The organism is Mesobacillus sp. MER 48 (assembly GCF_023714225.1).
Lineage (GTDB): Bacteria > Bacillota > Bacilli > Bacillales > Cytobacillaceae > Mesobacillus > Mesobacillus oceanisediminis_A.
In genome coordinates this window covers 1007212-1032381 of record NZ_JAMAUR010000001.1, presented here as the reverse complement: position 1 = coordinate 1032381, position 25170 = coordinate 1007212, and the positions used below count along the sequence as shown (strand labels likewise).

At 45.2% G+C, this 25170-nt stretch carries 27 protein-coding genes and 1 other annotated feature; of the genes, 23 read left to right on the top strand and 4 right to left on the bottom strand.

The window, feature by feature from the left end; genetic code table 11:
* Positions 1 to 16: 16 nt before the first annotated feature.
* The 8 genes from M3593_RS05310 (at position 17) to pheA (ending at position 6079) form a co-directional block, all read left to right on the top strand.
* Positions 17 to 1489: an Rne/Rng family ribonuclease gene (locus M3593_RS05310; protein WP_251541003.1), complete on the top strand. Its 1473-nt coding sequence runs from the start codon at positions 17 to 19 to the stop codon at positions 1487 to 1489.
* 70 nt (positions 1490 to 1559) lie between these two features.
* Positions 1560 to 1639: a sequence feature (ribosomal protein L21 leader region), on the top strand.
* Between the two features lie 15 nt (positions 1640 to 1654).
* Positions 1655 to 1963 carry a 50S ribosomal protein L21 gene (gene rplU, locus M3593_RS05305; RefSeq protein ID WP_144477733.1) on the top strand — a complete coding sequence of 103 codons (309 nt, stop codon included), beginning with the start codon at positions 1655 to 1657 and terminating at the stop codon, positions 1961 to 1963.
* Positions 1964 to 1979: 16 nt separating this feature from the next.
* Positions 1980 to 2312 (top strand): ribosomal-processing cysteine protease Prp, encoded by a 333-nt coding sequence (locus M3593_RS05300; protein ID WP_144477735.1) that lies wholly within the window; start codon positions 1980 to 1982, stop codon positions 2310 to 2312.
* A 12-nt stretch (positions 2313 to 2324) separates the two neighbouring features.
* Entirely contained in the window at positions 2325 to 2615 is a 291-nt protein-coding gene (gene rpmA, locus M3593_RS05295; protein ID WP_079509900.1) for a 50S ribosomal protein L27, read from the top strand.
* 168 nt (positions 2616 to 2783) lie between these two features.
* Positions 2784 to 3323, top strand: coding sequence for a Spo0B C-terminal domain-containing protein (locus M3593_RS05290; protein WP_144477737.1), 540 nt, complete (start codon positions 2784 to 2786; stop codon positions 3321 to 3323).
* Between the two features lie 49 nt (positions 3324 to 3372).
* Entirely contained in the window at positions 3373 to 4665 is a 1293-nt protein-coding gene (gene obgE / locus M3593_RS05285; RefSeq protein WP_144477739.1) for a GTPase ObgE, read from the top strand.
* An 89-nt stretch (positions 4666 to 4754) separates the two neighbouring features.
* On the top strand, positions 4755 to 5207 hold the full coding sequence (locus M3593_RS05280) for an ACT domain-containing protein (RefSeq protein ID WP_144477741.1): 453 nt from the start codon (positions 4755 to 4757) through the stop codon (positions 5205 to 5207).
* 26 nt (positions 5208 to 5233) lie between these two features.
* The gene (gene pheA, locus M3593_RS05275; RefSeq protein WP_144477812.1) at positions 5234 to 6079 is read left to right on the top strand and encodes a prephenate dehydratase; all 846 of its coding nucleotides are present in this window, start codon (positions 5234 to 5236) and stop codon (positions 6077 to 6079) included.
* Positions 6080 to 6115: 36 nt separating this feature from the next.
* On the opposite strand, the gene M3593_RS05270 is transcribed toward pheA, so the two are convergent.
* A complete protein-coding gene (locus tag M3593_RS05270) occupies positions 6116 to 6658 on the bottom strand; it encodes a transcription repressor NadR (RefSeq protein WP_144477743.1) in 543 nt (180 codons plus the stop codon).
* Positions 6659 to 6715: 57 nt separating this feature from the next.
* The gene (locus M3593_RS05265) at positions 6716 to 7855 is read right to left on the bottom strand and encodes an IscS subfamily cysteine desulfurase (RefSeq protein ID WP_251541002.1); all 1140 of its coding nucleotides are present in this window, start codon (positions 7853 to 7855) and stop codon (positions 6716 to 6718) included.
* 446 nt (positions 7856 to 8301) lie between these two features.
* Between M3593_RS05265 and nadB the strand changes: the two genes are divergently transcribed.
* The 13 genes from nadB (at position 8302) to yajC (ending at position 21710) form a co-directional block, all read left to right on the top strand.
* The gene (gene nadB, locus M3593_RS05260) at positions 8302 to 9885 is read left to right on the top strand and encodes an L-aspartate oxidase (RefSeq protein ID WP_251541001.1); all 1584 of its coding nucleotides are present in this window, start codon (positions 8302 to 8304) and stop codon (positions 9883 to 9885) included.
* Complete coding sequence (gene nadC / locus M3593_RS05255) at positions 9854 to 10735, top strand: carboxylating nicotinate-nucleotide diphosphorylase (protein ID WP_251541000.1); 882 nt, start codon at positions 9854 to 9856, stop codon at positions 10733 to 10735. The genes nadB and nadC overlap by 32 nt, the downstream gene beginning before the upstream one ends.
* Complete coding sequence (gene nadA / locus M3593_RS05250; protein WP_251540999.1) at positions 10707 to 11813, top strand: quinolinate synthase NadA; 1107 nt, start codon at positions 10707 to 10709, stop codon at positions 11811 to 11813. The genes nadC and nadA overlap by 29 nt, the downstream gene beginning before the upstream one ends.
* 166 nt (positions 11814 to 11979) lie before the next feature.
* A complete protein-coding gene (gene safA, locus M3593_RS05245; protein WP_251540997.1) occupies positions 11980 to 13935 on the top strand; it encodes a SafA/ExsA family spore coat assembly protein in 1956 nt (651 codons plus the stop codon).
* The gene (locus M3593_RS05240; RefSeq protein ID WP_251540988.1) at positions 13925 to 14908 is read left to right on the top strand and encodes an aminoglycoside phosphotransferase family protein; all 984 of its coding nucleotides are present in this window, start codon (positions 13925 to 13927) and stop codon (positions 14906 to 14908) included. The genes safA and M3593_RS05240 overlap by 11 nt, the downstream gene beginning before the upstream one ends.
* Positions 14909 to 15008: 100 nt before the next feature.
* Positions 15009 to 15719 carry a YhcN/YlaJ family sporulation lipoprotein gene (locus tag M3593_RS05235; protein WP_251540986.1) on the top strand — a complete coding sequence of 237 codons (711 nt, stop codon included), beginning with the start codon at positions 15009 to 15011 and terminating at the stop codon, positions 15717 to 15719.
* A gap of 553 nt (positions 15720 to 16272) precedes the next feature.
* Positions 16273 to 16803 (top strand): BofC C-terminal domain-containing protein, encoded by a 531-nt coding sequence (locus M3593_RS05230; RefSeq protein WP_395883516.1) that lies wholly within the window; start codon positions 16273 to 16275, stop codon positions 16801 to 16803.
* A 419-nt stretch (positions 16804 to 17222) separates the two neighbouring features.
* Positions 17223 to 17831, top strand: a complete 609-nt coding sequence (gene ruvA, locus M3593_RS05225; RefSeq protein ID WP_251540983.1) for a Holliday junction branch migration protein RuvA — start codon at positions 17223 to 17225, stop codon at positions 17829 to 17831.
* Between the two features lie 64 nt (positions 17832 to 17895).
* Positions 17896 to 18897, top strand: coding sequence for a Holliday junction branch migration DNA helicase RuvB (ruvB, locus tag M3593_RS05220; protein ID WP_144477761.1), 1002 nt, complete (start codon positions 17896 to 17898; stop codon positions 18895 to 18897).
* Positions 18894 to 19100 carry a DUF2905 domain-containing protein gene (locus tag M3593_RS05215; protein ID WP_144477763.1) on the top strand — a complete coding sequence of 69 codons (207 nt, stop codon included), beginning with the start codon at positions 18894 to 18896 and terminating at the stop codon, positions 19098 to 19100. The genes ruvB and M3593_RS05215 overlap by 4 nt, the downstream gene beginning before the upstream one ends.
* 45 nt (positions 19101 to 19145) lie before the next feature.
* The gene (gene queA / locus M3593_RS05210) at positions 19146 to 20174 is read left to right on the top strand and encodes a tRNA preQ1(34) S-adenosylmethionine ribosyltransferase-isomerase QueA (protein WP_144477765.1); all 1029 of its coding nucleotides are present in this window, start codon (positions 19146 to 19148) and stop codon (positions 20172 to 20174) included.
* 48 nt (positions 20175 to 20222) lie between these two features.
* Positions 20223 to 21362, top strand: coding sequence for a tRNA guanosine(34) transglycosylase Tgt (gene tgt / locus M3593_RS05205; RefSeq protein WP_144477767.1), 1140 nt, complete (start codon positions 20223 to 20225; stop codon positions 21360 to 21362).
* Positions 21363 to 21437: 75 nt separating this feature from the next.
* A complete protein-coding gene (yajC, locus tag M3593_RS05200; protein WP_144477769.1) occupies positions 21438 to 21710 on the top strand; it encodes a preprotein translocase subunit YajC in 273 nt (90 codons plus the stop codon).
* Positions 21711 to 21795: 85 nt separating this feature from the next.
* Here yajC and M3593_RS05195 read toward each other — a convergent pair whose 3' ends face one another.
* Complete coding sequence (locus M3593_RS05195) at positions 21796 to 22182, bottom strand: TIGR04086 family membrane protein (protein WP_144477771.1); 387 nt, start codon at positions 22180 to 22182, stop codon at positions 21796 to 21798.
* A gap of 191 nt (positions 22183 to 22373) precedes the next feature.
* Between M3593_RS05195 and M3593_RS05190 the strand changes: the two genes are divergently transcribed.
* The gene (locus tag M3593_RS05190) at positions 22374 to 23027 is read left to right on the top strand and encodes a DUF421 domain-containing protein (RefSeq protein WP_144477773.1); all 654 of its coding nucleotides are present in this window, start codon (positions 22374 to 22376) and stop codon (positions 23025 to 23027) included.
* Positions 23028 to 23053: 26 nt separating this feature from the next.
* Here M3593_RS05190 and spoVB read toward each other — a convergent pair whose 3' ends face one another.
* On the bottom strand, positions 23054 to 24616 hold the full coding sequence (gene spoVB, locus M3593_RS05185) for a stage V sporulation protein B (protein WP_251540981.1): 1563 nt from the start codon (positions 24614 to 24616) through the stop codon (positions 23054 to 23056).
* A gap of 118 nt (positions 24617 to 24734) precedes the next feature.
* Here spoVB and M3593_RS05180 point away from each other — a divergent pair, with 118 nt between their 5' ends.
* Complete coding sequence (locus tag M3593_RS05180) at positions 24735 to 25034, top strand: post-transcriptional regulator (protein ID WP_283903875.1); 300 nt, start codon at positions 24735 to 24737, stop codon at positions 25032 to 25034.
* The last annotated feature ends 136 nt before the right edge of the window (positions 25035 to 25170 follow it).

The window sequence follows — 25170 nt, the reverse complement described above, 5'->3', positions numbered from 1 at the left end:
TGAGTAGGGAGAAACGATGGACCAGTTAATCATCAATGCAAATTTAAGAGAGAAGCGCTTCGCTTTGGTTAAAAATGGTGAAGTTGAAAAAATATATATCGAGCAGCCGGGCCAGCAATCGCTGGTCGGAAATATTTATCTTGGTATTGTCGAAAAAGTGATTCCGGGAATGAATGCGGCGTTCGTCAACTTTGGCGAAGGAACAAGCGGATTTTTACAAAAAGACAAGCTATCTTCCTATGTTCTGTCAGACAAGGAAAACAAAGCGAATATCCCGCTTGGATCTTATGTCCATCAGGGCGAAAAGCTGCTAGTGCAGGTGGAAAAGGATGCGGCCGGGACCAAAGGAGCAAGACTGACAGGGGTCATCGAACTGCCGGGAGAGAATATTGTCTATATGCCGATGGGCAAATACATAGCTGTTTCCAAAAAGGCAGATTCCAGTGAAACGAGAGCCAGATGGAAAGAATTTGCGAGCCAGGTAAAAACGGATGAAGAAGGACTCATTTTCCGGACTGAAAGCCTGAACCAGCAAGAAGAAGTGATAATCAGGGAGCTCGATCAGCAGCGAAGCCTGTATGCTGAATTAGAAAAGTCTGCTTCAGGAATGAAAAAGCCAGGTCTTGTTTTTAGCCGGGATTATTTTTTTGAACAGGCATTGTCCGCACTGGCAGCTGTTAAAAATGGAACTGTCATCGTGGACTGTCTTGAATTCAAGAAGAAAATTGACCTCCATGTTCCAGAAGGGGTTGAGCTTGAATTTTATAATGGAAAAGAACCTGTTTTTTCTTTTTATAAAATCGAGCCGGAGATTGAGCGGCTGCTGAAGCGAGTCGTCTGGCTGGATAAAGGCGCCTACATGGTTATCGACCAGGGTGAGGCGCTGACGATGATTGATGTGAACACGGGGAAGTTTTCAGGAAAAACGGATTTGCGTGACACGGTCATAAAAACGAATATAAAGGCGGCAGTGGAAGCAGCACGACAGATCAGGCTCCGGGATCTGGCTGGCATCATTCTGATTGATTTCATCGATATGAAGAATAGCGGAGAGCGTGACAAGGTGTTGAAAGCCATTCAGAAAGAACTGATCCATGATGATCGCCGCAGCCGGATTGTCGGTTTTACTGAACTTGGCATCCTTCAGCTGACAAGGAAGAAGACAAAGCAGTCAGTGGCCGAGACACTGACGGAAAAATGCGGGACATGCGGAGGAACGGGGCAGGTGCTCAGCTCGGAAACAGTGGCTTACAAGCTTGAGCGTGAGCTGTGGGAATATAAAAATTCCGATTACGAAGAAATGCTTATTTCCGCTACTGATGAAGTGATTCGCCATTTTTCCGGTGAAGCTGATATCCATAAATTGAGGCTTGAAAAAGCGCTTGGTTATAAGATAAAATTCTCGGTGTCAGACGCGGCGAGACCTTTTTTTGAAATTCTTCAGGCTGGTGCTTCGACAGAACAGGATCGAACCAAAGCTGGCCATTAAAAGAACATGGATTATATGTTGACACTTTTACTCGGCATATGATAGTATTTTAATGTTATTGTTTGTAGCACCCGTGCTACAACCGCTCACAACAGGTAATTAAGCTTTGCAATCTGCAAACGCCTGCTGATGGCGAGTCTGAGTCTAATGAGGAGGTGCACTGGAATGTACGCAATTATCGAAACTGGCGGCAAGCAAGTAAAGGTAGAAGAAGGACAAGCAATCTACATTGAAAAGCTAAACGCTGCTGAAGGCGAAACTGTAACTTTTGACAAGGTTCTTTTTGTTGGTGGCGAGAACGTTAAAGTTGGAAGCCCTGTAGTTGAAGGCGCAACTGTAACTGCTAAAGTTGAAAAGAATGGCCGTCAAAAGAAAATCATCGTTTTCAAGTACAAAGCGAAAAAGAACAATCGTAAGAAGCAAGGTCATCGTCAGCCTTACACTAAAGTAGTTATCGAAAAGATCAACGCTTAATTAAAGGCGGATTGCTATGATTCGTGCAACGATTAATCGTACAAAATCCGGACGCATCCAGTCGTTTACAATCAGCGGCCACGCTGGATATGCTGCCCATGGCAGCGACATTGTCTGTGCAGGTGTTTCCACCATCTCGATTGGGACAGTCAATTCCATCATTGGATTGACAGGTGTCACCCCGGACATTGAACAAGGTGCCGATGGTTTTCTCCGCTGTGAAATTCCCGACAATTTGCCGGAGGAGACACAGGAGAAAATCCAATTACTCCTTGAAAGCATGGTCATTACATTGCAATCGATGGAACAAGAGTACGGAAAGCACATAAAATTAACCTTCAAAAAGTAGGAGGTGGAACAAATGTTAAGATTAGATCTTCAATTCTTCGCTTCTAAGAAGGGTGTAGGTTCAACTAAGAACGGACGTGACTCTATCGCAAAGCGTCTAGGCGCTAAGCGTGCAGACGGTCAATTCGTAACTGGTGGTTCTATCCTTTACCGTCAGCGCGGAACTAAAATCTACCCAGGTGTAAACGTGGGTAAAGGTGGAGATGACACTCTATTCGCTAAGGTTGACGGCGTCGTTAAATTCGAACGTCTTGGCCGCGACCGCAAGCAAGTAAGTGTTTATCCAGCAGCTCAAGAAGCGTAAGCTAAAGAGAAGCCCTAACCACTTCGGTTAGGGTTTTCTTTCGTTTTATGGCTTAGTGCTCTATAAATAAAAAAGGATCCAACTAACTTAAATACATAATTAGCTTACGCAGAATGGCTTTTTTGTTATACTTACACCAAGCAAGTCTTATGAGTAGGGAGTATGTGTATGAAAAAAGAGTGGGATACAATCGAGGTTTTGCGCCATGAGCGCCATGATTGGATGAACAAGCTTCAATTAATTAAAGGGAATTTATCGCTGAATAAAGTGGACCGGGCTAAAGAGATCATTGAAGAAATCATCATGGAAGCCAGGCAGGATGCAAAGCTATCAAATTTACGTCTTCCCCAGTTTGCCTCTACATTGTTAACCTGCAATTGGGAGAGTAATCATTTCCAGCTGGAATACGAGGTTATGGACTCCCAAAACTTCCACAGATTAGATGACCAGCTTTTGACAGACTGGACTAAGCAGCTTTTTGAAACATTGAATTCTTCAATTGAACCATATCAGGAAAATCATCTCTCCGTTACAATTGAACCGCAGGAGAAAGGAATCGGGTTCTTTTTTGATTTTAGCGGAATAATAAAGGATAAAAATCGCTTAGAAAGCTTCCTTGACCAGAAGCCGGGAAACAAGATAAAAATCATTTCCGATGGCGTGGTTGAAGGAGAACTGACAATCGAAGTTTTCGTGGAAACACTCTAGGGAAACATAAAAAGCGAATAACAAATTTCAGACAGGTGGTAATGACATAATGTTTGTCGATCAGGTTAAGATTTATGTAAAAGGCGGCGACGGCGGCGATGGCATGGTCGCGTTCCGACGCGAAAAATATGTGCCGAAGGGCGGCCCGGCTGGCGGCGACGGCGGTAACGGCGCAAATGTAGTCTTCCAGGTGGAAGAAGGGCTGCGCACGCTGATGGACTTCAGGTACCAGCGCCATTTCAAGGCACCGCGCGGCGAGCACGGAATGTCCAAGAACCAGCATGGCAAAAACTCCAAGGATATGATTGTCAAGGTTCCTCCAGGGACAATCGTATCTGATGCTGAAACTGGCGCGATCATTGCTGACCTGGTGGAGCATGGCCAGCAGGCTGTCATCGCTAAAGGCGGACGCGGCGGACGTGGCAACTCACGTTTCGCTACACCTGCCAATCCGGCTCCTGAACTTTCCGAAAAAGGGGAGCCAGGCCAGGAACGCGAAATCATCATGGAATTAAAGCTGCTTGCTGACGTAGGGCTTGTAGGTTTTCCAAGTGTAGGAAAATCGACATTATTATCCGTTGTGTCAGCAGCCAGGCCGAAAATCGCTGAATATCATTTCACGACTATCGCTCCAAACCTGGGCATGGTTGAAACAGAAGACGGAAGAAGCTTTGTTTTAGCTGATTTGCCAGGTCTTATTGAAGGAGCGCACTCCGGAGTGGGACTCGGACATCAGTTCCTGCGTCATATCGAACGTACAAGGGTCATCATCCATGTAATCGATATGGCTGCGACGGAAGGCCGCGATCCATATGAAGATTATCTGACAATCAATAATGAGTTGAAGGAATATAATTTAAGGCTGACGGAAAGACCGCAAGTCATCGTCGCCAATAAAATGGACATGCCAGATGCGGAAGAGAACCTTAAAGTGTTCAAGGAAAAAGTCGGGGATGAACATCCTGTTTTCCCAATTTCAGCTGTGACGAGGGAAGGCCTGCGTGAATTGTTATTCGCAGTAGCTGACCTGATTGAAAAGACGCCGGAGTTCCCTCTCATTGATGAAGAGGTATTGGAAAAAGACGAAAACCGCGTTATGTACAAGCATGAAAAAGCAGAACAGGAATTCCAGATTACTCGCGAACCGGATGGAACATTTGTTATCTCGGGTGACAGTATAGAAAGGCTGTTCAAAATGACTGATTTTTCAAGAGATGAATCTGTACAAAGGTTTGCCCGCCAGATGCGCGGCATGGGTATTGATGATGCTCTCCGTGAAAGAGGAGCAAAAGATGGAGATACGGTCAAGCTTCTGGAATATGAATTTGAATTCGTAGAGTAGGCCTCAGGTGGTGACAGGGAGTCGATTAGCCAAAAGGCTAATCGGCTTTCCTCTTTAAAGTAGGAAGCATTCTGATGGGGTGATTTGAGATGAAGGAAAATCAAGATAAAAAATTCTATCTCGTTCGGGAAGATGTCCTGCCGGAAGCAATGAAAAAAACGCTTGAGGCAAAGGAAATGATTGAACGGGGCAAAGCGGAGTCGGTCTGGGATGCAGTCCAGAGGGTCGACTTGAGCCGGAGCGCCTTTTACAAATACCGTGATACTGTTTTTCCGTTCCATACGGTTGTGAAAGAGCGGATCATTTCACTGTTTTTTCAGCTTGAAGACCGATCTGGGACACTATCGGAATTGCTGAGCACTGTTGCGGCTACTGGCTGCAATGTTTTGACCATCCATCAGACCATTCCTCTGCAGGGAAGGGCGAATGTGACGCTAAGCTTGAATATCACCGAAATGAGAGTCGAAATGGACGAGATGCTGACAAGGCTGAGAAAAATGGAATTTGTAGAAAAAGTTGAAGTGCTGGGAACAGGCGCTTAAAGATAACAGCAGGGGGAGGTATGGATTTGAAAGTAGGATATCTTGGACCAGAAGCGACGTTTACAGATTACGCAGCCAGGCAGTTGTTTCATGAAGCGGAGCGGATTCCGTTCGTCAGCATACCAGAATGCATGGATGCGGCCACAGAAGGGGAGATTGACGCAGCGATTGTCCCATTGGAAAATTCAATCGAAGGTTCTGTTAACTTAACAGTCGATTACCTTGTCCATGAAACAGATCTCCAGATTGTTGGTGAAGCGGTGGTGCCAATCAGGCAGCATTTGCTGGTACACCAGGACAATTTGGAAAACTGGAGAAATGCGGAGCTAATTTGCAGCCATCCGCACGCACTTGCACAGTGCCATAAGTTTTTACATAAAGAATTTAAAAAAGTACCGCACGAACATATGGCTTCAACAGCCGCAGCGGCCAAATTTGTCAAAGATCATCCGGAACGGAATATCGCGGCGATCGCAAACAGTCTTGCTGCACAAGAATATGAAGGACTGGCCATGGCTCAGCAAAATATCCATGATTATAGTTATAACCATACTGTCTTCGCAGTTCTCACAAAGCCGGAAAACAAGCTTCAACTCGACAAGGGCGAAGATTTCAAGACCAGCTTGATGATCACCCTGCCTTCAGATCAGGCAGGAGCATTGCATCAGGTCCTGTCGGCATTTTCATGGAGGAAGCTCAATCTTTCCAAAATTGAATCCCGCCCGATGAAAACCGGTCTCGGAAAATATTTTTTCATTATTGATATCAATTTTAAAATGGATGACGTCTTGATTCCAGGGGCCATAGCCGAACTGGAGGCACTGGGCTGCACCGTTAAAATGCTCGGAAGCTATTCCAGCCATAAAATATAAAAAGATCCATCAGCCACTGATGGATCTTTTGCATTTCTACTGTTCTAAATCAATAAGGAAATTTGCTTTTCTAAGCGTTTCTTCCGCTTCATCCAGTGCTTTTTCCGTCGGGGCTGAAATGCTGTGCAAGTGGATGCCGTCGGTCAATTCTGATAAATAGGAAGCATTGGTGGATTTTATTTTTTCCATGAACTGCTTCACTTCGTAACGGTTCGAGACCATGATGGAAGCGGTCAGGTCGCCATACACAGGATGCTCGATTTTCACGTCTTTTACCGTTACACCATGATCGACAAGGAGCAAAAGTTCTTCTTCAGTCCTTTCAGGGCCGTGTGAGCAGGCAATGATCCGTTCCGCCTCTGTTGGCCGGGAGGCGTGCATGTATAAATAACCCTGGCTTGTAGCGATGATAGGTTCATTTTTTGCTTTTAGCAGGGTGATATCACCGACAATGACTTGTCTGCTTACGTTCGTAATGGCTGCCAGCTCGCCGCCGGTAATCGGCTCACGGCTTTCCTGCAGGCGCTTCAGGATGAATTCCCGGCGTTCATCCCCAAGGATTTTCGTAGGTTCCTTCATAACCGATCTCTCCTTCGACTTCTTCATTCGTGAATTTTACCATAAATCAGCCTGAAGTTAAACGGCTGCGACCTTTCCAGAGATGACCGCCAGGAGTTTCCCAAGTTCGACCACATCATCGGCTGCAGTAGTCCGCCCGAATGAAATCCTGAAAAATTCCTTTGCTTCTTTGCTATTGATGCCCATTGCCGTCATGGTTCTGGCAGGGCTTAATAGTCCTGTGTGACAGGCTGTCCCGGTTGAAATCGCGAATCCCCTACGGTCACATTCCAGCAGGACAAATTGCCCCTCCACGCCTTTTATGGCCATTCCCACGATTCCTGGCAGCTGATCGTCCCCTTCTACGCCAAATAACTTATATGGGCTTTTTGATCCTGTAAGAAGATCAACAAGAATAGTCCTTAACTCTTTAAGTCGATCATTCTCTGTTTTGATCAGTGAGTGCGCTTTATGGGCAGCAGCGGTCATGGCGGCTATTCCCGGGACATTGACAGTGCCGGGCCTGAAGCCTTTTTCATGCACGGTACCATCAATATATGGCTTCCAGGCAAGCTTCGGATTGACATAGGCGACTCCAGTTCCTTTTGGTCCGTAAAACTTGTGGCCCGAAATAGACAGGGCATCCACGGAACGTGCAAGAGAGTCCATTGGTATCTTTCCAAAGGTTTGCACGCAATCTGTGTGGATCAGGATTCCATTGGTCCTGCAGTATTCAGCGATGTTTTTGACCGGCTGGAGGGTTCCGATTTCCGGGTTGCCATGCTGAATGGAAACGAGCACTGTTTCAGGCCGAACAGCTTTGATAAAGGTGTCAATCTTAATTCTTCCGTCCTCGTCCAATGGCAGGAATGTGATTTCCCAGCCTTCTCCCTCCAGCTTTTTCATCAAATTATAAACTGAGGAATGTTCAGCAGCACCGGTAATAATGTGGCGGCCGTTTTTTCTTTTTGCAGAGAGAAGCGCCATAATCCCAAGAAAATTCCCTTCAGACCCTCCGCTTGTAAAATATATCCCTGCTTCTTCGACATCAAGCAACCTGGCAAATTCCTGTCTGCAGCTCTCAAGGAGATTAGCCGCTGCAGAGCCCGCTTCGTGAAGACTCTGGCTGTTTCCAAAGTACTCTGCCGATGCTTTGATAAAAATATCTGCAGCATCCCGGTCAAGCGGGCATGTAGCAGCATAATCGAAATATTTCATAGGTTCGCTCCTCCGATTTGTTTTAATGATCATTCCCAGGGTCTGTTTCCAGGAAAGTGAAACATGTGCCCCCAAAAAAAAATCCCCGGCATTTCGGTCACAAAAAGCCGGAACATGTGCCCGAAAAGGAAAAATCCCCGGCATTTCGGTAACAAGAAGCCGGAACATGTGCCCGAAAAAGAGAAATCCCCGGCATTATGGTCACAAGAAGCTGGAACATGTGCCCGAAAAAGAAAAATCCTCGGCATTACGGTCACAAGAAGCTGGAACATGTGCCCGAAAAAGCGGTATCCTCAGCTATACGGTCACAAGCTGACAACACGTGAACTGCTTTGCCCCTTTTGCTTTCCTGTATTAGTTTCAAAGAATAAAAGTTCTTGTCAATAGTGTAAAACTGTGTAAATATATATGTCAAGACACCTGTTAATCCAGGAGGCTATCAATCTATGAAACAATATGATGTGATTATTATTGGCAGCGGCATTGCCGCACTGCAATTGGCCAATAAGTTAACGAAGGATTTAAATGTGATGATTCTCACAAAAGAAAATCTGACAAAAGGAAATTCCTATCTTGCACAAGGCGGGGTGGCCGCAGCCGTTGCTCCGGGGGACGATCCTTACTTACATTATCTCGACACAATGGAAGCGGGAGCGCACCACAATAATGCCAAAGCTGTATTGGAAATGACGAAAAAGGCTCCTGAGCTGATCAATGGTTTATGGCAGTCAGGTTGCCGTTTTGATGAAGATGAAAATGGTAATCTGCTTTTGGGAATGGAAGGAGCACACAGTGAAAAGAGGATTGTCCACAGCGGGGGTGACGAGACAGGCAGGCATATGGTCGAGTTTCTGATTTCTGATCTAGCCTCCAATATAACCGTTGAACAATCGACTTTTGTTTATGACCTTATTTTAAATCAGGAAAAATCAAGATGTATCGGGGTGAAGGCGAAGCTGCCAGATGGATCAAATGAGATTTACCTTGCTCCACATGTGGTGCTGGCAACGGGCGGTTGTGGCCAGATTTTCTCTTTTACTTCCAATGCAGAAACGGCAAGCGGTGATGGAATTGCCCTTGCCTATAGAGCAGGGGTTGAATTGGCGGATATGGAGTTTGTCCAGTTCCACCCGACACTGTTATATGTGGATGGAAAGACGAGGGGGCTTATTTCGGAAGCAGTCAGGGGCGAAGGTGCGCTGCTGGTCACTGAAGATGGCAAACAAATCATGGCAGGCATTCATCCTTTAAAGGACCTGGCACCGAGGCATATTGTTTCGCAAACAATCTATGATTATTCTCGAAGAGGAATTCAAATTTATTTGGATATATCCTACATTGAGGATTTCAGCTCGAGGTTTCCCACGATCAGCAAGCTATGCACTCAGCATGGGATAGACATGGAAAAAGGTCTGATTCCTGTCGTTCCCGGCAGTCATTTTATCATGGGAGGAATTAAGACAGATTTGCAGGGACGAACAAGCATCCCAGGATTGTATGCAATCGGTGAGGCAGCGTGTACCGGCATCCACGGGGCGAATAGACTGGCAAGCAATTCTCTATTGGAAGGAATGTTTGTCGGCGGCAATCTCGCTGATTGGATCAACAGCCAACGGGCTGACAAGGAGACTGGCAACAATCTGCCTGTTCATGTAAAAACCTTTTTCGCTGGTAAACTGCCGGTTCCTGACATGCTAAAACAAACCATGATGGACAGAGCCGGGATTGTAAGGACTAAGGAACAGCTCACCCTTCAGGCTGAATGGCTTGCTCAATTTAATCACGATAAGTGGCTGGACGCTGACCTGGACCACTTATCGCCAGCACAATTAATCAGCCTGTTTATGTATATTACCGCCACCTTGGTCACCCAGTCTGCATTGGAGCGGACAGAGAGCAGGGGCGGTCATTATCGTGAAGATTTTCCATATGAAGATAATGCCAATTGGATGAAAAAACAAATCATCCATCAGCGAAAAAACCGAAAGGATGGTAAGCATGAATTCAATCAAACTGCGCTTGCTACTTGAACAATTTTTCATTGAAGATATCGGCGAGCGTGACGTCACCAGTGAATTGATTTTCGCAAATGAAAGTAAGGGAATCCTGGTGTTCATTGCGAAGGATGAAGGGGTTTTCTGCGGAGAGCAGATTATCGATCTTGGTTTCAGGCTGATGGATGAGAACAGCCAGGTTACCATGAAGGTAAAGGATGGCGAAAAGGTTGGCAAAGGTCAGGAACTGGCGTTGATTACCGGCAAGGTTTCCGCACTATTAAAAGCGGAAAGAGTCGTTTTGAACCTCGTGCAGCGAATGAGCGGAATAGCCACAAAAACAAACGAAGCTGTAAAAGCATTGGACAGCACGAAGACAAGGATTTGTGATACACGAAAAACAACCCCCGGCCTGCGGATGCTTGAAAAATATGCAGTTCGATGCGGTGGCGGGTTCAATCATCGTTACGGCTTGTATGACGCGGTTATGATCAAGGACAACCATATCTCTTTTGCGGGCTCGATCAGCAAGGCAGTGGAAGCAGTCAGGTCAAACCTTGGACATATGGTGAAAGTAGAGGTGGAAATCGAAACAAAGGAGCAGCTGCTTGAAGCGATTGAAGCGAAAGCAGATTGCATCATGTTCGATAACCGCACGCCGGAACAAATTGAAGAATGGATTGGCTATGTACCGGAAGGAATAGCAACCGAGGCCTCCGGCGGCATCACGCTCGATACACTGCATAGCTACAGGAGTTGCGGAGTTGATTATATATCACTGGGATTCCTCACGCACTCTGTAAAATCATTGGATATTAGCGCAAAGGTCATGGCTGAAACGAAAGGGGATGTACAATATGAATATATTGGAGGCGCTCGAAGCTAAATCAAAAATGCTCCCTGAGAAATACCGGAACATGTCGGTTCAGGAGCTTGAGGGCATGATTAAGGACATTAAGGGGAAAATGGGCAAAAAGCTGTTCATACCTGGTCATCATTATCAAAAAGATGAAGTCATCAAATTTGCCGATGCGACAGGCGATTCACTGAAACTTGCCCAGCTGTCTGCCGATAACAGGGAAGCGGAGCATATTGTTTTTTGCGGAGTTCATTTCATGGCCGAGACGGCTGACATTTTAACAACTGAAAATCAGAAGGTCTACCTGCCGGATATGAGAGCCGGATGTTCAATGGCAGATATGGCTGATATTTACCAGACAGAACGCGCCTGGGATTACCTGCAGGTGCTGTTTGGAGATACGATTTTGCCATTGACCTATGTCAATTCTACTGCAGCAATTAAATCATTTGTCGGCGCTAATGGCGGAGCTACCGTTACATCCTCAAACGCCGAGAAGATGGTTCGCTGGGCTTTTTCAAAAAAAGAGCGTCTGCTTTTCCTTCCAGATCAGCACTTGGGCCGGAATACGGCTTTTAACATTGGAATTGGGCTTGATGAAATGGCCGTTTACAATCCGATTGAAAATATTCTTGAGTATGATGGCCCTCTTGAAAAGGTAAAAGTGATTCTTTGGAAAGGACATTGTTCGGTACATGAAAATTTCACGGTGGAAAATATCGCGGATGTTCGGGCAGCATATCCTGATATGAAAGTCATTGTCCATCCAGAATGCCGTCATGAGGTAGTGGCATTGTCAGACATGGCAGGATCAACGAATTATATTATTGAGGCAATTGAAGCGTCGCTTGCAGGCTCATCGTGGGCGATTGGTACCGAAATGAATCTGGTAAACCGGCTGATTTCCCAGCATCCAGATAAAAAAATCATTTCATTGAATCCTCATATGTGTCCGTGCTTGACGATGAACAGGATTGACCTCCAGCACCTTGCCTGGAGTCTGGAATCGGCTATCCAGGGTCAGGAAATCAACCTCATAAAAGTCGATGAAGAAACAGCATTCAACGCAAAGCTTGCCCTGAATCGCATGCTTGTGCAATCATAATTGAAGTCCTTCCCATATCGGGAAGGATTTTTTTTATGGGAAAAGCTTAATCTTACGGCGAAAAACATATTTATTTACATAGAAGCATAAGTTTTTTTGAAGATTGTTAGCAATTTGCCCACACCAACATAGAATATATGGACTTATGCCATAGGAGGGAATCAGAGTGAAAATCCATATCGTACAGAAAGGGGATACTCTTTGGAAGATCGCCAAAAAGTACGGCGTGAACTTTGAAGAGCTGAAACAGATGAACGCCCAGCTCAGCAACCCTGATATGATTATGCCCGGTATGAAAATAAAAGTTCCAACTGGTGGAGGCACAATAAAGAAAGAAGCTCCCATCGCAGGTGGAACGCCTCAAGCAAAAATCAATATGGGTGGCAAAAAGGAAATGCCGATTGCCAAAGAGAAACCAATGCCAATTCCAGAAGTAAAGAAAGAAGCACCAAAAGAGGCTCCTGTTAAGGAACAGCCGAAGGTGGAAATGCCTAAACCTGCTCCAAAGGAAGAGCCAGTTAAACCATATAAACCTAAAATGCCTGTACAAATCAAGCCGGAAATTGATATTAACAATTACTATATGATGAATATGGCTAATATGCAGCTCCCGCCACAGCCAAAACCACAGCCAAAACCACAGCCAAAGCCACTGCCAAAAGCCCAGCCAAAAGCGGAGCCGCAGCTCCCGCCAAAACCAACTAACATTTTCCCGGAATTTAAACCAGAGGCTAAGCAAATCAAACCACAGGTAAAATCGGAACTTAAGCCCCTGCCTCCAAAAGCAGAGGTAAAGCCAAATGTAAAATCAGAAATTAAACCAGATATAAAAATTGAAAAGAATGCTTACATGGATGAATCACCATCAATGATGCCATTCGTTCAAGGAGGTTACCAGCAGCCTATGATCCCATACCCATATAATTGTTATCCAGGTGCACCTTCAATGTCAGGTCCTGCTTATGGTTATCCAGGAACCCAACAAATGCCATACCCTCAGGTGCAGGGAATTTCCCAGTATCCAGATATGATGCCTAACATGGCATTGCCGGCAGAGGACATGGAATCCTCATCTTTCGCAAATATGCAGAGCCCGGTAATGGGTGAAAACATGCCACATTATGCTCCACCGCAGATGACTGGACCGACTTTTTATGGGGTGCCTATTTCACCTGTTATGCCTGGCCCAGGCTACATCCCTCAGCCGCAACAAATGCCATATATGCCGCAGGTCGGCGGAATGATGGATAATCAGCCAATGCCACAAGTAGGCGGCATGATGGAGGATGAATCATCTGAAATGCCAATGATGCCTCAGATGCCGCAAGTCGGCGGGATGATGCAGGGTCAGATGCCGATGATGCAGCAGGTCGGTGGAATGATGGAAAACCAAATGCCGCAGGTCGGCGGGATGATGCAGGGTCAGATGCCGATGATGCCGCAGGTCGGTGGAATGATGGAAAACCAAATGCCGCAAGTCGGCGGGATGATGCAGGGTCAAATGCCGATGATGCCGCAGGTCGGTGGAATGATGGAAAACCAAATGCCGCAGGTCGGCGGGATGATGCAGGGACAAATGCCAATGATGCCGCAAGTCGGTGGAATGATGGAAAACCAAATGCCGCAGGTCGGCGGAATGATGCAGGGACAAATGCCGATGATGCCACAAGTCGGTGGAATGATGGAAAACCAAATGCCGCAGGTCGGCGGAATGATGCAGGGACAAATGCCTATGATGCCGCAGGTCGGTGGAATGATGGATAATCAAATGCCGCATGTAGGCGGAATGATGGATAATCAAATGGCACCTCAAGTCGGCGGAATGATGCAGCCTCCAATGATGCCTAAGCAAGTTCCAGGTGCTGTTGCTGGAGGCGATTGCGGGTGTGGCGGCACAATGGGCAGCCATTATGGTATGATGGGTCCTGGAATGAACCCATACCAAATGATGACTTACGGCGGCTATCCAGGTGCACCAGGAATGCATATGTACCCTCACCATGGCTACCCAATGGGCATGGGACCGCAGGGATTTATGAACCCTTATGAAGCAGGTCCAATGGGTGGAGGATACGGAATGCCAATGCCTAGATATAATGACGAAGAGAGCAATGAATATTAACATCAGGAGAGGGGGAGACGATTATTTTTTCAATCGTCTCTTCTCTTATTTCAACAGCGAACTGGATGTCAAAATTCATGGCATGAAACAGTTGAGGGGCAATGTCTATCTTGTTGAAACAGAGGACACCCGCCTCATTTTAAAAGGATATAAAGATTTACGAAAATTAAAGATCCAGGAGGCATTTGCTTCCTCATTGAGGCAAACCGGCTTTGCCTCCTCATACAGATTTTTAAGGATGAACACAACTCTTCAATTCCAGGGTTTATTTTACGGCTTTATTGAGTACATTGACCATCATGAAAATCGATTTGATTATGGGGAACAGGCGGACAGAAAAGAAGGAATCACGCTCCTGGATAAATTCCATGAACATACTTCATTGCTGGCACCTTCCTATGCAGGGATGCTTCCTAAAGCGGATTTGGCAAGAAAATGGGATCATCGAAAGAACGAATTCACCAAAAATTTGCAAGCTGTCCATTTTTATGTGAACAACGCCATCACAGATGAGCTCCTGGATTGGGCCGATGTTTCGTTAACACATTTTGATGCTTCAAAAAAAGAGCTTGAACAAGAACCGCCAGCAATCCTTCATGGCGATGTTGCCCATCATAATTTTCTTCGATCAAAAGAGGGAAAGCTGTATTTAATTGATTATGATTTGATCAGCCTGGGCCCGAGAGCGTACGATATGCTCCAGTATGCCAATCGAATCCTGCCCTTTCTGGACTGGGAATTTGACTCTCTGAAAAAAATCGGTCATTTTAAAAAATGGCTCGGTTATGAATCGTTTTTATACGGCCTATTGTACCCGGCAGATATCCTGAGGGAATGGAACAGGATGTTCAGAGAAAGAAATCATTTATCACCAAACAGACTTTCTCCTCTGATTGATATGACGATAAACCAGTTCCAGCAAAGAAAAAAATTCCAGGTAGATGTTAAATCCCAGCTTAATACTTGGAAGTGATTTGGACGTATCTGTCAGAATGAAAACCCATCCCCATCCGCACTCTAATAAATGAGCATTAAGAAGAATGCTCATTTTAGCTAGGATGGGGGTTTTTCGTTTGAACAAGAAAATGATGTTCGTTCCTTTAGCCTCACTGCTTGCGTTAGGTCTGACAGCCTGCAACGGAAATAATGAGGCATCTGTTCAAAGTACGAACAGGAACCAGGCCCAGCCACTTGGTTATTATTCGAATGAAAAAGGAAACGAAGTCGATGTAATGGATGACAGGGAAGGGGCACTTACGGAGCTATTTGACCATAATTTTGGCAAAGAAGGTGCCGCTGAAGAAAGTCGCAAGCGAAAGATGCTTCAGTCGAGGGATGAAAATGGGAATCCTCCAAACCCGACCGTTCCGCGTTCAGATCATGACCATAATTTTTTTCAAAAAGACAATAAATACAGCCGAGGAGATCTGAATTACCATGGACATTTAAGTGAGCACAGAGGGAGCGGCAAGGCAGGTATTTATTCCAATACCGGACAGGATAACAAACTTGCACGCAAGGTCTCGCTTGCAGCAGAGTCTGTCGATAATGTCGATAAGGTGAGGTCCGTACTGTTCGGCCGCGAAGTTGAAATTGCGGTATCCTACAAGGATAAGTCGCTGAAAAAACAAACAGATAAGAAAATTAAAAAAGCAGTACTGCCATATACCGAAGGCAGGGAACTTCGCATCATCGAGGATGAGGGAACCTTCAGCAGGACAAGGAATATTGATTATGACCGAAAAAATGGCAATCCGCGTGAAAGCATCAATATCAATCCTTGATAAATAATAGAAGGCAGATCACGATCTTGCCTTCTATTTTTATGCTCAAAGAAACATTTTTTGATCGAGCTTGGACAATAATCACATCAATGAGCAGATAAACAAGGCCAGAGCCGATTTATCATAACAATAATCGCATTAATGAGCAGATAAACAAGGCCAGAGCCGAATTATCGATACAATAATCACATTAATGTGCAGATAAACAAAGTCAGAGCCGAATTATCGTCACAAAAGTTCCATATATTCCTTCAATGTACCGATAATTTAAGTTAATTCTGCTTTTTCTTCATAATTAACACTTTTAAACTCCGATAATTTGTGGACGTGCCTTTATCTACCCTTAATGTCCGCTAATCTGCAAACAAACACTAGTTTTTTCAACATCATCCTCATTCAACCCAATCCTTCTATAACGGTATTCAAAAGCAATTATTCCAAGCAATACAGCAAAGGGATAATTAAAAGTCGATTGGCTATACTAGTAGTGAAAAAGAATTTAAACACTTTTGGCAAATAAGAGAGGTGGACGGCAATGGCTTCAATCAATTTAATCAAAGCGTTCAGCACTGCTGTATTGCTCCTAATCAGTTTATCAGGGGCTGGTCCAGTACTTCCCCCAGGGCAGGTTCATGCTGAGAAGCCTGGTGAAGCAGTCCATGAATTCAATGAACCTCTTAAGGTCACAATCATTTTGCAGAGAATCTATCTTGATGGTGAAATGAGTGAGGAAAAGGTCGTGGAGACGGTTTGGTCGTTAGAAGATTTTTGGGCTAAATATGATAAATGGCAGCTTGTAGATATGGATGCAAAGATGGCGGTATTCAGGCAGGATGTTGATGATATTTCACCGCTTCTGAAGGCAAATGGATATTTCGGCCTGTCAGATGAAGGGGTACTGACTATTTTTAATGGAAGGCCTGATGGTTCGAATATTATTCAATCGTTCTTCCAAATCGACCTTGGCAGACTTGAGAGCATCAAGCGGGATCAATTGAAAAAGGGAATTCCGATCCGCAGTAAACAATGCTATGAGGAGGTCTTGGAGACCTTTAAACCATATACGGTGAAAGACTTACATTGAAGAGCCGGGATGACTGGCTCTTATTTGCGTTTTCCAAGGTTTCTTAGAGATTTTATTACTGGATAAGAAAGTATAATATATCCACTTAGATTAGAGCAGCTCGAGACGTTTGTCTAGCTGCGGCTCCTAACTCCTCGAGTCGCTTCGGTCCTGCCAATGAAGTCAAAAGAACGACTTCACTGTCAGGCCCTCCAGCGCTTGTCGGAGTTGGGCAGTCGCCTCCGCTTTTCGTTTTCGGTCCGCCCGATGAAGTCAAAGAGCGACTTCACCGGGCGGCCCTCCAACGCTTGTCGGGGCTGACCAAGGCGCTTGCGCTTTTCTTATAAATGATCATACGTTCGCCTTTTTGCATATTTTTGTTCATACCTTTAAAAAGAGTATGTTAAAATGAGTTACAGCAAAGCAGAGGGGCGAGAGTATTGTATGAATTCATAAAAGGTACCGTCGATTTTGTCGGTCCTGAATATATAGTGGTTGAAAACGGGGGTATTGGCTATCAAATAATGACGCCAAATCCTTTTGTGTTCACAAAAGAAGCAGGCAAAGAGGTTTGTATTTTTACATATCATTATGTCCGTGAAGACCTCATTTCGCTTTACGGGTTCAAGACCCGGGAAGAAAAGGCGCTTTTCACCAGGCTTTTGAATGTTTCCGGCATCGGGCCGAAAGGGGCACTGGCCATCCTTGCGTCGGGAGAACCGGGCCAGGTGGTCCAGGCGATAGAAAATGAGGATGAATCGTTCCTGGTCAAGTTTCCTGGAGTAGGCAAGAAGACTGCGAGACAAATGATTCTTGATCTAAAAGGAAAATTGCATGACCTGGTTCCAGATTACTTCCCTAATCTATTCAATGCTGATGAGGTGGCTGCGACAATTTCCCAGTCCAATGAGTTCGATGAAGCGCTACTGGCATTAAAGGCACTTGGTTACTCGGAAAAGGAAATCCGCAAAATCACACCAGATTTGAAAAAGGAACAATTGACAACAGACCAATACATCAAAAAAGCATTGCAAAAGCTTTTAAAGTAAACTAAGTGATAACAGACCAGTTGACCAGCAGGTTCGATTATCCAGCATAAAGAGGTGAAAACAGATGGAAGAACGAATCATCTCCAGTGAAGCGGGCGACCAGGATCTTTCATTTGAGCAAAGCCTGCGTCCCCAGACTCTAAGACAATATATCGGCCAGGATAAAGTGAAGGCCAATCTTGAGGTGTTTATTAAAGCGGCAAAAATGAGGCGTGAAACGCTTGACCATGTACTCCTCTATGGGCCACCCGGCCTGGGAAAGACTACACTGGCAGCGATCATCGCCAATGAAATGGGTGTCAATCTAAGGACAACCTCAGGGCCGGCGATTGAAAGACCTGGTGATTTAGCGGCTATTTTGACTGCTCTGGAACCTGGCGATGTTCTGTTCATTGATGAAATTCACAGGCTGCCGAGAACGATTGAAGAAGTGCTTTACCCAGCAATGGAGGATTTCTGCCTTGATATCGTCATCGGAAAAGGGCCGAGTGCCCGTTCTGTCCGGCTTGATCTGCCCCCATTCACGCTCGTTGGTGCGACAACCCGTGCTGGTTCTCTGTCAGCACCATTAAGAGACAGGTTTGGAGTATTGAGTCGTTTGGAATACTATAATGAGGTACAGCTAACTGATATTGTGGTCAGGACAGCTGAACTTTTGGAGACGGAAATTGACTGGCTTGCGGCCCAGGAACTCGCGAGAAGATCGCGGGGGACACCAAGGATCGCCAATCGCCTGTTGAAGCGTGTGCGTGACTTTGCGCAGGTGCGGGGCAATGGTGCGGTCGAGGAAACACTTGCCCGGGAAGCATTGGAGCTCATGCAGGTCGACCGTTTGGGCCTTGACCATATAGACCATAAATTGCTTAAGGGCATCATTGAAAAATACCGAGGCGGCCCGGTCGGTTTAGAGACGATTTCTGCTACGATCGGAGAAGAATCTCAGACCATAGAAGATGTTTACGAACCCTACCTATTGCAGATCGGGTTTTTGCAAAGGACCCCAAGGGGAAGAATTGTAACGGAGGCTGTATACCGACATTTTGAAATGGAGGTGCCAGAACGATGACAGGAGCAGCGAAATTCGTCATGATCGCCGGAGCAGTCATCTTCATCATTGGCTTCATTATGCAGTTTATCAATATAGGAAGATTGCCAGGGGACATTGTCATTAAAAAAGGAAACACAACCTTTTACTTTCCAATTGTCACTTCCATTCTGGCAAGTATCATCTTATCAGCGATCTTTTACTTGATCGGCCGATTCAGATAATCAAGGATCATTAAAAATTTATAGAAACTTAGTAAGGGTGACATCATGAAAGTAGATATGTTTGATTTTCATTTGCCGGAGGAACTGATTGCCCAGACTCCGCTTGAACAAAGAGCGGAAAGCAGACTGATGGTTTTGAATAAAGAAACGGGCAGCTTGGAACATGATATTTTCAAGAACATTAAAAACTATCTTATGCCAGGTGATTGCCTCGTCCTGAATGATACCAAGGTGCTTCCTGCAAGGCTTTTTGGCTTGAAAGAGGATACCGGAGCAAAGATTGAAGTGCTGCTTCTGAAACAGCTTGAGGATGATGAGTGGGAAACGCTTGTTAAACCGGCGAAAAGAGTGAAGGAAGGCACGAAAATCACTTTTGGCGACGGCCTTTTGACAGCGGTATGCACCGGAGAAGCCGAGCATGGCGGCAGGAACATGAAGTTCTCCTATGAAGGCATTTTCTATGAAGTACTCGAACAGCTTGGAGAAATGCCGCTTCCTCCTTATATCAAAGAGCAGCTGGAGGATAAGGACAGGTACCAGACGGTTTACGCAAGGGAAAGAGGATCTGCTGCGGCGCCGACTGCAGGCTTGCATTTTACAGAGAGCCTGTTGGAAGATATCAAGGAGATGGGCGTCCATATCGCTTTTATTACTCTCCATGTCGGACTGGGAACGTTCAGGCCTGTGAGTGTTGATTCCATCGAGGAGCACGATATGCACTCAGAATTTTACCAGGTAACCGAAGGTACGGCATTGCTTTTAAACACAGTTCGTGAACAGGGCGGCAGAATCATCACAGTGGGAACGACATCGACTCGGACACTGGAAACGATCGCCACAGCGAATGATGGTAAATTTGTCGCTGAAAATGGCTGGACAAGCATCTTCATCTATCCTGGTTATGAATTCAAGGCTATCGATGGGATGATCACCAATTTCCATTTGCCGAAGTCTACACTGATCATGCTGATCAGCGCTTTGGCTGGACGGGAAAATGTCCTGAATGCCTATAATAAAGCAGTTGAGGAAAAATATCGCTTTTTCAGTTTCGGAGATGCGATGCTGATTCTATAGTAAAAAACACATTAAATGAACTTTGGACTTCTGGAAGGAGCTTGAACATTGTCAGCAATCCGTTACGAATTAATTAAAACTTGTAAGCAGACAGGAGCGAGGCTAGGGCGGGTGCATACACCTCATGGCTCTTTCGAAACCCCTGTCTTCATGCCCGTTGGAACCCTGGCGACAGTCAAAACGATGTCACCTGAGGAATTGGTCCAGATGGGTGCCGGGATTATCCTGAGCAACACCTATCATCTTTGGCTGAGACCAGGCCATGAAATCGTCAAAGAAGCTGGAGGCCTCCATAAATTCATGAACTGGGACCGCGCGATTCTCACTGATTCAGGTGGTTTCCAGGTATTCTCTTTAAGCGAGTTCAGAAAAATCGAAGAAGAGGGCGTCCACTTCCGCAACCATTTGAATGGTGACAAGCTATTTCTTTCCCCTGAAAAGGCGATGGAGATTCAGAACGCTCTTGGATCCGATATCATGATGGCTTTTGATGAGTGCCCGCCATATCCAGCGGAATATGATTATATGAAAAAGTCAGTCGAAAGGACATCCCGCTGGGCCGAGCGCTGCCTGACAGCACATCAGCGTCAGCAGGACCAGGGATTATTCGGGATTGTCCAGGGCGGTGAATACGAAGAACTGAGGAAGCAGAGTGCAAAGGACCTGGTTTCTATGGACTTTCCTGGCTATGCAGTTGGCGGCCTGTCAGTCGGAGAACCGAAGGATGTCATGAACAGGGTACTAGAATTCACCACTCCATGGCTGCCATCCGACAAGCCTCGCTACCTGATGGGAGTTGGCTCACCGGATTCCTTGATTGATGGCGCCATCAGAGGTATCGATATGTTTGATTGCGTATTGCCTACACGTATCGCCCGGAATGGCACGCTGATGACAAGCGAGGGCAGGCTGGTTGTCAAGAACGCCAAGTTCGCGCGTGATTTTGGCCCATTGGATCCGAACTGTGACTGCTATACTTGCAAAAATTACAGCAGGGCATACATCCGTCATTTGATTAAAACGGATGAAACATTCGGAATTAGACTTACTTCTTATCATAATCTTCATTTTCTGATAAACTTAATGGAGCAGGTCAGACAGGCGATTCGTGAAGACCGTCTGGGGGATTTTAGAGATGAGTTTTTTGAGCAGTATGGTTTCAATAAGCCTAACGCCAAAAACTTCTAAATAAACTGCTTTTTAATGAGGCTGTTCTGGCATCAAAAGCTTCGGCAGCCTTGACCATGAAAGGAGGGGAAACGAATGGAAGGATTGGTAGGTACAGTATTCCCGTTATTGCTGATGTTTGTATTATTTTACTTCTTGTTGATCCGCCCGCAGCAAAAGAGGCAAAAAGCGGTTCAGCAAATGCAGAGTGACCTGCAAAAAGGGGATAAGGTAGTCACGATCGGCGGTTTGCATGGAATCGTTGATGGAATTGATGAAGGTACTGTTGTCATCAAATGTGGTGACGGAAGCCGTCTTACATATGACCGCGCGGCAATCCGCGACGTCAAAGAATCAGCGGGCGTATAATGTAAAGCGGATGCGCTCTTAACAGATTCAGAATGTAAAATGTTTTACTTGCGAAAAAAGAAGCGGACTTTTGCCCGCTTCTTTTTTATGCTTTAGAGGTGCCGCCTACGATGTTCACCCCGAGTATGCCGCCCATCATCGCGGTGAGGATGTAACAAACATGGTAGATGACTTGTTCCAGCGAAAATAGACTGTCATATCCCAGATACTGAAACAAGAAAATAATCAGGGAATAAGCCAGGCCTGTTCCTCCTCCAATTATCCACCCTTTCTCTTTGCCGTTCCCGCCGGTGATAAATCCCCCGATAAAAATCGATAAAAATGAGATGGATGTCATCACGTATTGAAGCGATGATTCCTGGACTGAAGTGAATTTCAGCAGAAGTGAAAATATAAAACTGCTCACGATTGCCAATAAAAAAATGGCAATCACTCCGTAAAGGACGGCCCTGCCCAAACTTTTCGATTCCATTAACCCCTCTCCTCTCTAGTCTCTGTTCCCCTGCAACCGGGAAAACCCTAGTACAAGCATATTCAGGTAAATGGACAATTAGAATCAGATTTTCATTAACAGTCAGTTGAAAAAGCAGAAACTGTCAGTATTTTTTCAGCGGAAAATAAAACACTAAGGAGGAATGCTTTAAGAAGAAGGGCGGGGGAAAAGTGGAACAGTACTTCATCATCCTTTTTAGGACATTGCTCCTTTACTTATTAATCCTGTTGATTTTTCGTTTAATGGGAAAAAGGGAAATCGGTGAATTGAGCATCCTTGATTTGGTTGTCTATATCATGATCGCTGAGATGGCTTCCCTGGCCATAGAAAACACGAAAGATCCGTTGATTAATACCCTTCTCCCAATCAGTATTCTTGTCATTATCCAGATTACATTGGCACTCCTTTCTCTCAAAAGCAAAAAGTTCAGGGATATTGTAGATGGAAAGCCGACAATCATTATTAATAATGGGAAGATTGATGAAAAGGCAATGCGATCGCAAAGGTATAACTTTGACGATCTGCTGCTTCAATTACGGGAAAAAGATGTTGGAGACATTTCCGATGTGGAGTATGCCATATTAGAGCCGTCTGGTACCCTATCTATATTCCAGAAAAATTATGATGATCAGCAGGACAACAGCAGTCTGGCCCTGCCGCTGATCATCGATGGCGAGGTTCAGGAAGATAATCTTGATATGATCGACAAATCAAGATCCTGGATGCTGGAGAAACTTAGGAATAAGGGGTATGAAGATCCCGGCGAGATCTCTTTTTGCAGCTACCAAAACGGAAAATTTTATATCGATCTCAAAGATAAATAAAAACGTGGATTCATTGTCCACGTTTTTTAACTATACGTCCTTCTAAAAAAAGACATTAGGACTGACCGCAGTTTCATAAGCTCATTTTTCCTGATTAAACCAAGAGCAACTGACAGTGAGAAATAGAGGGTTGTAACCGCTCCAGCATTGGCAAGAATTCTTAATGATAGTCCCAGCTCTTCACCCTGCCAATCCCAGAGCAGGAAACCCAATGAGCCAGAAAGAATGATGATGGTAAATAACTTTAAATAATCTTTTACATAAAAGCTGAAGGAAACAGCCTTAAGCATCGTCGCAAAATGGAGAAGGGTAATCAGGACGATTCCCATGACCATTCCCAGGGCGACTCCATTGATGCCAAACGCAGGCTGGCTTGCCAGAAGGAAGATGACTGCGGTTTTTGCCAGGTTTCCGATCAGGCTGTTAATCATCGCTGCCCTTGCCAAATCAAGAGCCTGCAGTGCTGCCTGCAGCGGACCCTGGAAATAGTAGAACAGGAAGAATGGAGCCATCAGCTTGATGAATTGAGAACCATTTGAACTCCCGTACATTAACGTCATCAAAGGCTCAGCAAGTACATATAACACCACGATCGCAAGGCCGCCTGTTAATAAGGAGAAGCGCAATGATTGCTGAAGGAGGTGCTCAATCACCTTCATGTTCTTTTTTGAGTTCGCTTCACTGATTGCCGGAACAAGGGATGTGGACAGAGAATAGGTGATGAAGGAAGGCAATAACAGCAGCGGCATTGCGAAACCTGTCAATGCTCCATATTGTTTGGTAGCAGCAACAGCTGCCACACCGGCTATCGCAAGACTGTGAGCAACTACGATAGGTTCGAAAAACCAGGAAACTGAGCCAATCATTCTTGAACCGGTTGTTGGCAAAGCAATCCTCATTAATTCATTGAAGGTCGATTTTCCAGAATGGACAAACCCGAAAAAATTCTTCCGCAGCCGGAACTTTTTCCTGAGCTTAAAGGTGGTCATTAAATAAATCAAGGAAATTAGCTCCCCAATCACTGAAGCGATCATGGCACCTGCCGCAGCATATTCAATCCCATAAGGCATGAAGGTTTTTGTCAAAACAGCGATCAAGGTGATCCTTACAAGTTGTTCGATTACCTGGGATATGGCAGATGGCCTCATATTCTGCCGGCCCTGGAAGTAGCCGCGAAGAACGGAGGATACGGCCACAATCGGAACTATCGGCGCAATCGCCAATAGCGGCCACTGCGTTCTTGGATCTGTGAACAATGTTTCCGATAAGTATGGTGCAAGCAGGATGAGAGCAGGTGTAAATAAGATGGACAGTGAGACGGTCGTAGCCAGAGAAACGACAAGAATCTTCTTGATTTTTCGGGAATCACCCTTTGCCTCAGCTTCTGCCACATTTTTGGAAATCGCGACCGGGAGGCCCAGCTGGGTAATCGTCACAACGAGCACCATGGTAGGGAAGGCCATCATATAGAGGCCAACACCCTCTTCGCCAATAAAGCGGGCAATGACAATTCGATTTATAAAACCAAGGACCCTTGTGATGAGCCCGGCTATAAGTAAAATAAATGTTCCTTTTAAAAACTTCGACATTCCGCTCCCTGCCTTCTCAAAAATGCATATTTCATATACAATTAACTATATGCAGGAAAGTGGACAAAGCATGACAAGGTTAAAACATTAAACCAGAAAATTTGAACGAGGAGGCCAGATGATGGAAAAAAGCCATCAGTATGGACGGTATTACAAGCAAGTGAAGCCGGCTCTTGAAAGCAAAATCGAAGAATTCAAAATATTCGGTTATGACCAGGTGAATGGACCTGATCTATGGGCATACCTGACCAAGAAAAAGTGGAAAAAACCAAAAGAAGACATCCAACTATATGAAATTGTTGCTGATATCTTATCTGCAAAAATCGGTGACGTCATGAATTTCACAACAGTTGAAGCTTTCAAACTTGGAGATATTGCATTCGATAACGAAGAAGAGATGAAGGAATTGTTGAAGTAGCATTAAGTTTGTAATAGAACCCGAAAAAGACGGAACCCGATTTTTTCTTCTCATGTAAAGCTTTCCTGATGAAGAGAACGGAAAAAGCCTAATTGACAGTTTTTTTAAACTGATACATAATTAGTATGCTATAAAT